The organism is Sphingomonas sp. Ant20, assembly GCF_000783375.1.
Taxonomy (GTDB): Bacteria; Pseudomonadota; Alphaproteobacteria; order Sphingomonadales; family Sphingomonadaceae; genus Sphingomonas; species Sphingomonas aerolata.
Window position 1 is genome coordinate 1 of record NZ_JRVI01000100.1, and the last position, 11,638, is coordinate 11,638.

An 11,638-nucleotide genomic window follows, 5' to 3' on the forward strand; every position below is an offset into this window, starting at 1 on the left:
CCGGTCGCGCGCTTGAACAGCCGGTGGAAATGATGCGGCGCATAGCCGCCTGCGCCGCGAGCTGGTCGAGCGAGAGGCGGTCGTCCGTGGCTTCGAGCAGCGCGACGGCGGCGGCGACCGCGATCCGGTCACGGCCCACGGAGTCCGGGGTACAGCGAAGGCAGGCCCGGAACCCGGCCGCACGGGCGCTGGCCGGGTCATCATGGAAGACGACATTCTCGCGTCTGGGATGGCGGGCCGGGCAGCTCGGCTTGCAATAGATGCCGGTCGTCTTCACCGCTACGATGAACCGACCGTCCCACGCCCGGTCCCGGTTGGCAAAGGCGGTCCAGGCGGTGTCCGGATCTGGGGCGATGTGCGTCATGGACAGCGTGTAGCGCGTCGGTCGGGGTGCTGCATCCCGCGGCTTGCGGTCAAACCGGGGAGCAGACGCCCGCGCTTCTCAGCCGCCATTCGCGTGGAACAGCGCAAGCGTGCGCGCCTTCGCAAGATCGGCGCTCGGCTCGTGATAATCCTTGCGGCGATCCGAGTTGAAGCCGTGGCCCGCCTCGTAGACATGGACCGTTGCGTTCGGCCAGTCCTTGGCGATCACCTGCTCGACGCCCTCCATCGGGATGCCGTGATCATGGCGACCGAAATGGAGGATGACGGGAACCTTGGGCTCTTCGTCCGCCGCCGCCGGGATCATGCTGCCATAATAGCCGCTCGCGGCGGCCACCCCGGTGAGGCGGGTCGCTGCGAACCACGCGACCGAACCCCCATAGCAATAGCCGACGACGAACACCGGCCCGGCGGGGGCGAGCGAGTCGATGCAGGTCTGGACGTCGGTCAGCGACAGTTCGAACGGATGAAGCTGCCGCGCAAGCTCGATCCCGCGGGCGAGGCCGTCACCCGAATAGTCCGCCTCGAAGCCTGGATGCTCCCGGTCGAACAGGGCGGGTGCCAGCACTTCATAGCCATCGGCGGCATAGTCGTCGCACAGATCGCGGATATGGTCGGTGACGCCGAAGATCTCCTGCACGAGGACGAGGCCGCCGCGACGGTCTCCCGTCGGCTGCGCATGATAGACCGCGATCGTCGCGCCGTCGGACATCGTCATGCTTTCCATCGTGCCGGTCATTCCGATTCCTCGTCGTGTGATCCTGTTCCGACCATTATCGTCATTCCCGCAGAGGCGGGAACCCATAGTGGCAGGCCGTGCGATGAATGCGCTGGGTCCGGAAGATATGGATCCCCGCCTGCGCGGGGATGACGAAGAGGGTAAGGTGGGCCTTCCAACCATCTGCCGATGACAAAACAGTCACAAACCAGTCGTCTCGGCCGCCCGCCCGGCTTGCCATTGGTGGAACCCGATGCTACCCGCGCCGCGTCCCGGTAGAGGTGCTTTCGCGCCCTCTTCCCTTGTGGGACGGCGACATTCGGTTTCAGACGAGGATTGACAGGTCCGTGGAGACACTTCCCGGTAACGGCGGCGGCGCTATCCAGGCGAGCTTAGGTGGGCGTTATGCGCTCGCCCTGTTCGAACTGGCGCGTGACGCCAAGACGATCGACGCGGTCGAGCAGAGCCTGTCGACCGTGCGCGACGCGCTGGCGCAGTCCGACACGCTCCGCGACCTCACGACGAGCCCGATGGTATCGCGCGGGGCGGCGGTGAAGGCGATCTCCGCCGTCGCCGACGAACTCGGCGTCGATGCGACCACGAAGAATTTCCTGGGCGTGCTGGCCGAGAACCACCGGCTCGGCGCGCTGGTCAAGATCATCAAGGCGTATCGCACGCTTGCTGCGCAGCATCGCGGCGAGATCGCAGCCGAAGTGACATCCGCGCATCCGCTGTCCGAAGAGCAGGTGATCGAGCTGAAGCATCAGCTCCGCCAGCGGGTCGGCCGTGAAGTTTCCGTCGACCTCAACGTCGACCCATCGCTGCTGGGCGGACTTGTCGTCCGCGTCGGCAGCCAGATGATCGATTCGTCGATCCGCACCCGTTTGAACACGCTCGCGCAGGCGATGAAAGGCTGACCATGGATATCCGCGCCGCAGAAATCTCGAAGATCATCAAGGATCAGATCGCCAATTTCGGTACCGAGGCCCAGGTCAGCGAGACCGGCCAAGTGCTGAGCGTCGGCGACGGCATCGCGCGCATCTTCGGCCTCGACAACGTTCAGGCCGGCGAGATGGTCGAATTCTCGAACGGCGTGCAGGGCATGGCGCTCAACCTCGAGGCCGACAATGTCGCGTCGTGATCTTCGGGTCTGACTCGGAGATCAAGGAAGGCGACATCGTCAAGCGCACCGGCACGATCGTCGACGTGCCGATCGGCAAGGAGCTGCTCGGCCGCGTGGTCGACGGTCTCGGCAACCCGATCGACGGCAAGGGCCCGATCCACACGACCGAGCGCAGCCGCGTCGAGGTCAAGGCGCCGGGCATCATCCCGCGCCAGTCGGTCAGCGAGCCGGTCCAGACCGGTCTCAAGGCGATCGACGCACTCGTTCCCGTCGGCCGTGGCCAGCGCGAGCTGATCATCGGCGATCGCCAGACCGGCAAGTCGGCGGTCGCGATCGACGCGTTCATCAACCAGAAGACCGCGAACGCGGGCGACGACGAGTCGAAGAAGCTGTATTGCGTCTATGTCGCGATCGGCCAGAAGCGCTCGACCGTTGCGCAGCTCGTCAAGACGCTCGAAGAGAATGGCGCGATGGAATATTCCATCGTCGTTGCAGCCACCGCGTCGGACCCCGCACCGCTCCAGTATCTCGCGCCCTATACCGGCGTCGCGATGGGCGAGTATTTCCGCGATCGCGGCATGCACGCGCTGATCTGCTACGACGATCTGTCGAAGCAGGCCGTCGCCTACCGCCAGATGTCGCTGCTGCTGCGTCGTCCGCCGGGCCGTGAAGCCTATCCCGGCGACGTGTTCTATCTCCACAGCCGTCTGCTCGAGCGTGCGGCCAAGATGTCGGACGCGAACGGCGGCGGCTCGCTGACCGCGCTGCCGATCATCGAGACCCAGGCGGGCGACGTTTCGGCGTACATCCCGACCAACGTGATCTCGATCACCGACGGCCAGATCTTCCTCGAAACCGACCTGTTCTTCTCGGGCGTGCGCCCGGCGATCAACGTCGGTCTCTCGGTCAGCCGCGTCGGCTCGGCCGCACAGACCAAGGCGATGAAGAAGGTGTCGGGCTCGATCAAGCTCGAGCTCGCGCAGTATCGCGAGATGGCGGCGTTCGCGCAGTTCGGGTCGGATCTCGATGCGTCGACGCAGAAGCTGCTCAACCGCGGTGCGCGTCTGACCGAGCTGCTCAAGCAGGCGCAGTTCTCGCCGCTGCCGTTCGAGGAGCAGACCGTTTCGATCTTCGCCGGCACCAGCGGTTTCCTCGACAAGGTGCCCGTCGCCGACGTGACCCGTTACGAGCAGGCACTGCTGGCCGACATGCGCGCGAACCATGCCGATGTGCTCAAGCTGATCCGCGATACCCGCGATCTGGGTTACGAGGCGAAGGACAAGCTGAAGGCAGCGCTCGAGGCGTTCGCCAAGACGTTTGCATAAGTAGAACATGCCCCCGCTGATGCGGGGGCAGGCTGGGCCTCCGCCGTCGCGGGGGAACAAAGGGACGTAGATGGCGAGCCTCAAGGCACTCAAGATCCGTATCGGCTCGGTGAAGTCGACGCAGAAGATCACCAAGGCGATGAAGATGGTCGCCGCTGCGAAACTGCGCCGTGCGCAGGACGCAGCGGTCGCCGGCCGGCCCTATGCCGAGCGGCTCGAAGCGGTGATGGCGAGCCTTGCCGGGCGCGTCGGCATCGCGCCGGGCGCATCGCCGCTGCTGGCCGGGACCGGCAGGGACCAGGTCCATCTGATCGTCATCGCGACGTCGGAGCGTGGTCTGGCGGGTGCGTTCAACACCAACATCGTCCGCGCGGCACGCCGCAAGGCCGAGGAGTTGATCGCGGCCGGCAAGACCGTGAAGTTCTATGTCGCCGGCAAGAAGGGGCGCGTGATCAAGCGTTTCTTCCCGAACGACATTCTCGCCGATCACGAGATGGGCGGGATCAAGAAGCTCGCGTTCAGCGACGCGCAGGCGATCTCCGAAGACCTGATCAAGCGCTTCGGCGAGGGTCAGTTCGACGTCGCGCATCTGTTCTACGCCAAGTTCGTCTCGGCGCTGGTCCAGGTGCCGACCGGCATCCAGATCGTTCCCGTGCCGCTCTCGACCATCCCCGGCGCAGAGGCAAAACCCAACGCACCGGCGGAAGCCGTGGTCGAGTATGAGCCCGACGAGGAAGCGATCCTCGCCGACCTGCTGCCGCGCAACGTCGCGATCCAGATCTTCCGCGCGCTGCTCGAAAACGCGGCGTCGGAGCAGGGCAGCCGCATGAACGCGATGGACAACGCCACGCGCAACGCGGGCGACATGATCACGCGCCTCTCGATCCAGTATAACCGTACACGCCAAGCCGCGATCACGACCGAGCTGGTCGAAATCATCTCGGGCGCCGAAGCGCTCAAGTAAGCCCAAGGAAGCAGATAATGGCAACCGCCCCAGAGACCATCGCCCCAGTGGCGGCAACGAACAACACGGGTCGCATCTCGCAGGTGATCGGCGCGGTCGTCGACGTGCATTTCCCCGACAACCTGCCCGCGATTCTGTCGGCGCTCGAAACCGATAACAACGGCAACCGGCTCGTCCTCGAAGTCGCGCAGCATCTCGGCGAGAACACCGTCCGCACGATCGCGATGGACGCGACCGAGGGTCTGACCCGCGGCCAGACCGTCACCGACACCGGCTCGCAGATCCGCGTGCCCGTCGGCCCGAAGACGCTTGGCCGCATCCTCAACGTCATCGGCGAGCCGATCGACGAGCGTGGCCCCGTCGGCGCAGAGCAGACCGCCCCGATACACGCATCGGCACCGCTGTTCGTCGACCAGTCGACCGAGAGCGCGATCCTGGTCACCGGCATCAAGGTCATCGATCTGCTCGCACCCTATGCAAAGGGCGGCAAGATCGGCCTGTTCGGCGGCGCCGGCGTCGGCAAGACAGTGCTGATCCAGGAACTGATCAACAACATCGCCAAGGGCCACGGCGGCACCTCGGTGTTCGCGGGCGTCGGCGAGCGCACCCGCGAGGGTAACGATCTGTACCACGAGTTCCTCGACGCGGGCGTCATCGCCAAGGATGCCGACGGCAATCCGCAGTCGGAAGGCTCGAAGGTGGCACTCGTGTTCGGCCAGATGAACGAGCCGCCAGGCGCACGCGCACGCGTCGCGCTGTCGGGTCTGACGATCGCCGAATATTTCCGCGACGTCGAAGGCCAGGACGTGCTGTTCTTCGTCGACAACATCTTCCGCTTCACGCAGGCGGGCGCAGAGGTTTCGGCACTGCTCGGCCGCATTCCGTCGGCCGTGGGCTATCAGCCGACGCTGTCGACCGACATGGGCGCGCTGCAGGAGCGCATCACCTCGACCAACAAGGGGTCGATCACCTCGGTGCAGGCCGTGTACGTTCCCGCGGACGATCTTACCGATCCGGCACCGGCAACGTCGTTCGCGCATCTCGATGCGACGACCAACCTCAACCGTGCGATCTCGGAGCTGGGCATCTACCCGGCAGTCGATCCGCTCGACTCGACCTCGCGTCTGCTCGAGCCACGCGTCGTCGGCCAAGAGCATTACGACACCGCCCGTGCGGTTCAGTCGACGCTGCAGAAGTACAAGTCGCTGCAGGACATCATCGCGATTCTCGGCATGGACGAGCTGTCCGAGGAGGATAAGCTCACCGTGCAGCGTGCGCGCAAGATCCAGAAGTTCCTGAGCCAGCCGTTCCACGTCGCCGAGGTCTTCACCGGCATCAGCGGCAAGTTCGTCCAGCTCGAGGACACTGTCCGTTCGTTCAAGGCGGTGGTCGAGGGTGAGTATGATCACCTGCCCGAGAGCGCCTTCTACATGGTCGGCGGCATCGACGAAGCGGTCGCCAAGGCCGAGAAGATGGCTGCGGAGGCGTAAGCCAACCTGACTCCCCCTCGCAAGCGGGAGGGGGCTGGGGGGTGGGCACCCGCTCTCCACGTCGCGCGAGGCCGATAGCGCGAGCCCACCCCCGGCCCCTCCCGCATGCGGGAGGGGAGTGAGAAGATAGACATGCTGCATTTCGAACTCGTCACGCCAGAAAAGCTCGTCCGGTCGGAGGAGGTCTATATGGTCGTCGTCCCCGGCACCGAAGGCGATTTCGGCGTGCTGGAAGGCCATGCGCCGTTCATGTCGACCGTCCGCGACGGGAGCGTGCAGGTGCATCGGACGCAGAACGGCACGCCTGAGACGATCGCGATCCGCGGTGGTTTCGCCGAGGTCAACGCCAAGGGCCTGACCATCCTCGCCGAGCAGGCGGGCGAGTAAACCGCCTCAGGCGAGCGCCGCGTCGGTAGCGACCGGCGCCGCCGCTGGGGCCTTGCGCTGCCGGGCAAGGATCCGCAGCAGCGGCCGTTCGATCCAGCGGTGGACGATGAGCCCCGCGACCGTCGACAGCATCACGAAGAGCGCGACGAAGACACTCGCCGGACAGTCCGGCAACACCCCGCCGATGCGCCACAGCAGCGCGATCAGGCAGGGGTGGACGAGGTAGGTCGAATAGGAGGCGTCGCCGATCCGCGCGACGATCCGGTCGAACCGGCCGCCACCCGGCGTGTCGATCACCCCGAGCAGGACGAGCGCCCAGGGCAGCCCCCAGGTCCAGCTGCGTGCGAGACCGGAGGTGCCGGCGACCGCCGCCTGGACATCGCCCGAGACCGCAGGACCTAGCCCGAAGGCGATGCCGATGGCGAGCAGCGCGATCCCCGAGACCATGGCGATGGCCGCGACCGGTGTGGCGATCCCGCGTCGCCAGGCGATCCAGACGAGCAGGCCAAACGCGAATTCCAGCTGCATCGGGTTGAAGAGCAACCGCACCGGCGCCCAGCCGGGCTGGACGATGCAGCCGATCAGCGCAACGGTGAACGTCGCGACCAGCAGCCACCGGGTCCTGTGGTGGCGGGCGGTCATCGCGAGCGCGACGAGCGCGTAGAAGGCGAATTCGAACCCCAGCGTCCAGCCGACATAGAGCGAAGGCTGATGATAACTAGCGCCATCAAGCAGCGGGAGGACGGTGATCGACATCAGCATCGCCTCGACCGGCTGCGGCTCGGTCGCGACGAGGATATAGGCGATGCTGGCGAGCGCGAAGAGCGGGACGATGCGGCGCCAGCGCTGGACGAGAAAGCCCCAGGGATCGCGTGGTGTGGTCGCGAGCGACTGTGCCATGACGAAGCCGCTGATGACGAAGAAGAGATCGACGCCGCTGATGCCGACCACGGCGAGATTGGGCACCGACGGGATGAACGCGCCGGTGATCCGGACCGGACCCGCATCGACCAGGTTCGCTGCATGCGCGGCAACGACGATCGTCGCAGCGAGCGCGCGCAGCCATTGGACCGGGGTGACACGCTGCGCCGACATCCAGCCTGGATAGCGTGCTAGCGGTTAAGCGTCGGTTGCTGCCGGATCAGAGAAAATTATAGGGATCGACGTCGACGGTGACGCGTACCTTGGACGGCCAGTCGAGCGTGCCGAGCCATGCACGGATGACGTCCTGTACGTCGAGCGCGCGCTTCGCGTGGACGAGCAGGCGGTAGCGGTGCCGGCCGCGCAGCATTGCGAGCGGTGCGGGCGCGGGGCCGTAGACATGCATCCCCTCGACCTGCGGCGCGCTTCGCCCGACGAGATTGGCGGTGTCGTGCGCACAACGCTGATCCTCCGAAGACACGACGATCGCGGCATAACGGCCAAAGGGCGGCGCGCCCGCATCCTTGCGCGCCTCGGTTTCCGCCGCATAAAACGCGTCGGCGTCGCCGGTGATCAGCGCCTGCATCACCTGCGCGGCGGGGCTGTGCGTCTGGATGAAGACATGGCCGGGCTTCTCGCCACGACCGGCACGCCCCGACACCTGGCGAATCTGCTGGAAAGTGCGTTCGGCCGCGCGCAGGTCGCCGCCGTCGAGCCCCAGATCCGCATCGACCACGCCGACCAGCGTCAGATTGGGGAAGTGATAGCCCTTGGTCACCAGCTGCGTGCCGACGACGATGTCGATATCGCCCGCCTCCATCCGGTCGACGAATTCGGCTGCCTTGGCGGGCGACCAGATGGTGTCGGAGGTGACGACCGCGGTCTTCGCCTCGGGAAACAGCGCGGCGACCTCGTCCGCGATCCGCTCGACACCGGGACCGCAGGCGACGAGCGTATCCTCGCCCTGGCATTCGGGACAGACGCGCGGCGTCGGCTCGGCATGGCCGCAATGATGGCAGGCAAGACGCCGCGTCAGCCGGTGCTCGACCATCCACGCGGTGCAGTTCGGACACTGGAACCGGTGCCCGCAGGTGCGGCACAGCGTCAACGGCGCATAGCCGCGGCGGTTGAGGAACAGCAGCGCCTGTTCGCGCTTCTCCAGGGTCGCCTGCATCGCCTGGACCAGCCGCGGGGCGAGCCAGCGACCGCGCTCGGGCGGCTCCCTGATCAGGTCGATCGGCTCGATCGTTGGCATTTCCGCCACGCCGAACCGGCCGGGCAGCTTCAGCTCGGCATAGCGGCCGGTCGCGACCTGCTGGCGGGTCTCGATCGCGGGCGTAGCGGAGGCGAGGATGACCGGGCATCCCTCAAACTTGCCGCGCATCACCGCGACGTCGCGCGCATGATAATGCACGCCTTCCTCCTGCTTGAAGCTGGTCTCGTGCGCCTCGTCGACGACGATCAGGCCGAGATCGCGATAGGGCAGGAACAGCGCGGAGCGTGCACCGACCGTCACCAGCGCCTCGCCGCTCGCGATCGCACGCCAGGCGCGGCGTCGTTGGGTGGACCGCAGCCCCGAATGCCACGCGATCGGCTCGCAGCCGAAGCGGTCGTGGAAGCGCTTGAGGAAGGGCTCGGTCAATGCGATCTCGGGCAGCAGCACCAGAGTCTGGCGGCCGTCGCGGATCGCCTGCGCGACCGCCTCGAAATAGACCTCTGTCTTGCCCGAACCGGTCACGCCGTCGAGCAATGTCGGCGTGAAGATGTGGTCGGCGACGCCTTTGACGAGCGAGTCCGCCGCTGCGCGCTGATCGGGCGACAGCACGGGGACGTGATGCAGCGGGTCGGGGACAGGGTAAGGGCTGTCGATATCCACCTCGACCGCCTCGATCCCGCCGACCTTGACGAGGCCGCGAATGACCGCGTCGCTCACCTCGGCGAGCTGCGCCAGTTCACGGATCAGGCCCTGGCGATCGCCGATCCGTTCGAGCGCCTGTTCGCGTTGCGGCGTCAGGCGCGGGGGGATCGTGCCGGTCGCGCGATATTCGGTCGCGGTGCGCGCGCCCTCGAGCGCGGAAGTCGAGGCGAGCGACATCCGCAGCACCGAGGCGGGGGGCGCCAGATAATAATCGGCGGTCCATTCGATCAGCCGGCGAAGCGCCGCACCGAGCGGCGGTACGTCCGCAACCGCGAGCAGATTGCGCAGGCGGTTGTCGCCGACCTCCGCATCGGACGGCATCCGCTCCGCCTCCCATACCACGCCGAGCAGCTGGCGCGGGCCGAGCGGCGCGACGACGATCGAGCCGGGCGCGACGTCCATGCCCGCGGGCACGCGGTAGTCGAGCGGCCCGAGGGCGGCGTTGAGGATCAGGACACGGGCGCGCGACGACATGGCCGACGCATATGGGGGCAGATCGACTCGACGGAAACCTTTTAGCGGCGTGTGGTCGTCGTCGCGGCGCGCATCGCGGTGAACCCGATCAGGCGGCGCGGCGCCGTTCGCCGATCCGTTCGCGTTTGGCGCGGTAGAGGACGATGTCGACGCGGTGGACGAAATCGCGGACCGTCTGGCAATCGGGTTCGAGCGCGGCGATGCCGACGGTGCCCGCGCTGATCATTGCCAGGCCGTCGACCGAGACCGGCACCTGCAACGCCTCCTGCAGCCGACTGACAATCTCTTCGGGCGCACTGACCAGCGCGGGGTCGTCGACGATCACTGCGAATTCGTCACCGCCAAGCCGCGCGGCGAGGCTGCCGCGAAGCCATGGCGCCTGCAGGATCTGGCCAACGCCGCGCAGCACGTCGTCGCCCGCGTTGTGGCCGAGCGTGTCGTTGATCGCCTTGAACCCGTCGAGATCGACCAGCGCGAGCAGCAACGGCGATGCCGCTGTACGCGCGCGCGTGATTGCCGCGTCGAGCGCCCGGTCAAACGCGGCCCGGTTGGCGAGGCCGGTGAGCGCATCGGTTTCGGCCGTGCGTCGCAGCGTGAGTTCGAGCGCGTGACGCTCTGTCACGTCCTGGAAGATGCCGACGATCGCGACGGGACCGTCCACGTTGCGCTGGGCCTCATGTTCCAGCTCGCCCTGCACGCGCACGCGTCGTGAATTGCCCAGCGCAGTGGTGAAGTCGAGTTCGAGATCGATCGGGACGCCGGTGCGGATGACGTCGGTGAGCGCCTGCGCGATCTGTTCGCGGGCATGGGGGGGATAGTGATCGATCGCCTTCGACGGGTCGGGTTGCGCGCCCAGCGGCAGCTCGTGGATCCGGAAGACGCCGTCGGACCATTCGAGCGGACCGTCGGGCCACAGCACCCGCCACGATCCGATCGCCGCCATCCGCTCGGCTTGGCGGAAGATGCGGTCCTGGCGAGCGAGAACGGACGACTGGCGATCCGCGGTCACCGCGATCGCGAGCGCCTGGAGCGCTGCGGTCCGCGCGGCGATCGCCGCCTCGGCAAGCGTGGCGAGATGCACGAGTGCTTTCCGCCCTGCCGCGTTCAGGCTGCGCGGATGGGTGTCGAGCACGCACAGCGCGCCGATCGGATGACGTCGTCCGTCGTCGTCGATCGCATGGATCGGGGCACCGGCATAGAATCGCACCCCGTCGGATGCGGCAACCAGGGGGTTGGCAGCGAATCGCGAATCACCCGACAAATCCTCCACGACCAGCGGCGCCGAGCCCTGAATGGTGACGTTGCACATGGTCACGTCGCGCGCGATCTCGCCGCGTTCGCCGTCATTGGCCGCCTTGATCCACAACCGGTCGCGATCGATCAGCGTCATCATCGCGCTGGGGCAGTCGAGCATTTCGGCTGCCAGCGCGACGAGCGCGTCGAATTCGCGCTCCGGTTCGGTATCGAGAAGCGCGAGCGCGTTGAGCGTCGCCACCCGGCGTTCCTCATCGGCCGAGGCAAAACGCGATGGTGATCCGGGCATTTCGCGAGGGGCGGACTCGGGGAGCGACATGTCTTCGAATAGGCCTGCGTTAGTTAATTTTCTTTGTCGTTCAAACGCTCTAGCATGCCGGAATGACCTCACCCGACACGCTTCCCCCGTCGATGCTCTGGGCGACGCATCTGGCGCGGGACCGGATGCGGTCGGTGCACACGGTGCGCGCCTATCGCGCGGTCGCCGAGCGGTTGACGGCGTTCCTCGTCGGGCATTGGGCGGGGGCGGTCGACCGCGCGGCGCTGGGCCGGACGAGCACGGCGGATCTGCGCGCCTATCTGGCCTATCGACGCGGGCAGGGGCTGGGGAATGCGTCGGCGGCGCGCGAGCTGTCCGCGGTGCGCGGTTTCCTCGCCTGGGCGAATGCGGATGCCGAACCGCC

Annotated in this window: 9 protein-coding genes and 2 pseudogenes; 6 read left to right on the forward strand and 5 right to left on the reverse strand. The window is 66.9% G+C overall.

What is annotated here, in order from left to right:
* Both NI18_RS13440 and NI18_RS13445 read right to left on the reverse strand, forming a co-directional pair.
* A pseudogene (locus tag NI18_RS13440) lies at positions 1-364 on the reverse strand (Ada metal-binding domain-containing protein); the annotation flags it as partial.
* Between the two features lie 78 nt (positions 365-442).
* Complete coding sequence (locus NI18_RS13445) at positions 443-1,120, reverse strand: dienelactone hydrolase family protein (protein WP_037530467.1); 678 nt, start codon at positions 1,118-1,120, stop codon at positions 443-445.
* A 326-nt stretch (positions 1,121-1,446) separates the two neighbouring features.
* Here NI18_RS13445 and NI18_RS13450 point away from each other — a divergent pair, with 326 nt between their 5' ends.
* The 5 genes and pseudogenes from NI18_RS13450 (at position 1,447) to NI18_RS13470 (ending at position 6,388) form a co-directional block, all read left to right on the forward strand.
* Positions 1,447-2,016 (forward strand): F0F1 ATP synthase subunit delta, encoded by a 570-nt coding sequence (locus NI18_RS13450; RefSeq protein WP_037530469.1) that lies wholly within the window; start codon positions 1,447-1,449, stop codon positions 2,014-2,016.
* A gap of 2 nt (positions 2,017-2,018) precedes the next feature.
* Positions 2,019-3,547: pseudogene (gene atpA / locus NI18_RS13455) on the forward strand (F0F1 ATP synthase subunit alpha).
* A 70-nt stretch (positions 3,548-3,617) separates the two neighbouring features.
* Entirely contained in the window at positions 3,618-4,511 is an 894-nt protein-coding gene (locus NI18_RS13460; RefSeq protein ID WP_031441854.1) for a F0F1 ATP synthase subunit gamma, read from the forward strand.
* A 17-nt stretch (positions 4,512-4,528) separates the two neighbouring features.
* Complete coding sequence (gene atpD / locus NI18_RS13465) at positions 4,529-6,001, forward strand: F0F1 ATP synthase subunit beta (protein ID WP_037530472.1); 1,473 nt, start codon at positions 4,529-4,531, stop codon at positions 5,999-6,001.
* A 132-nt stretch (positions 6,002-6,133) separates the two neighbouring features.
* A complete protein-coding gene (locus tag NI18_RS13470) occupies positions 6,134-6,388 on the forward strand; it encodes an ATP synthase F1 subunit epsilon (protein WP_037530474.1) in 255 nt (84 codons plus the stop codon).
* A 6-nt stretch (positions 6,389-6,394) separates the two neighbouring features.
* Here the strand turns inward: NI18_RS13470 and NI18_RS13475 are convergent, their stop codons facing one another.
* From NI18_RS13475 to NI18_RS13485, 3 genes are all read right to left on the reverse strand, one after another.
* Positions 6,395-7,483 carry an acyltransferase gene (locus NI18_RS13475; RefSeq protein WP_037530475.1) on the reverse strand — a complete coding sequence of 363 codons (1,089 nt, stop codon included), beginning with the start codon at positions 7,481-7,483 and terminating at the stop codon, positions 6,395-6,397.
* A 46-nt stretch (positions 7,484-7,529) separates the two neighbouring features.
* A complete protein-coding gene (locus NI18_RS13480) occupies positions 7,530-9,701 on the reverse strand; it encodes a primosomal protein N' (protein WP_037530477.1) in 2,172 nt (723 codons plus the stop codon).
* A gap of 88 nt (positions 9,702-9,789) precedes the next feature.
* The gene (locus tag NI18_RS13485) at positions 9,790-11,196 is read right to left on the reverse strand and encodes a sensor domain-containing diguanylate cyclase (RefSeq protein WP_306286413.1); all 1,407 of its coding nucleotides are present in this window, start codon (positions 11,194-11,196) and stop codon (positions 9,790-9,792) included.
* Positions 11,197-11,336: 140 nt separating this feature from the next.
* Between NI18_RS13485 and NI18_RS13490 the strand changes: the two genes are divergently transcribed.
* Positions 11,337-11,638: site-specific integrase (locus tag NI18_RS13490; protein ID WP_037530481.1), on the forward strand; the 302-nt coding region annotated here is incomplete at its 3' end.

Coding starts and splice junctions, on each gene's coding strand:
- NI18_RS13445 (WP_037530467.1), bottom strand. CDS start 1,120: ATGACCGGCACGATGGAAAGCATGACGATGTCCGACGGCGCGACGATC.
- NI18_RS13460 (WP_031441854.1), top strand. CDS start 3,618: ATGGCGAGCCTCAAGGCACTCAAGATCCGTATCGGCTCGGTGAAGTCG.
- atpD (WP_037530472.1), top strand. CDS start 4,529: ATGGCAACCGCCCCAGAGACCATCGCCCCAGTGGCGGCAACGAACAAC.
- NI18_RS13470 (WP_037530474.1), top strand. CDS start 6,134: ATGCTGCATTTCGAACTCGTCACGCCAGAAAAGCTCGTCCGGTCGGAG.
- NI18_RS13475 (WP_037530475.1), bottom strand. CDS start 7,483: ATGTCGGCGCAGCGTGTCACCCCGGTCCAATGGCTGCGCGCGCTCGCT.
- NI18_RS13480 (WP_037530477.1), bottom strand. CDS start 9,701: ATGTCGTCGCGCGCCCGTGTCCTGATCCTCAACGCCGCCCTCGGGCCG.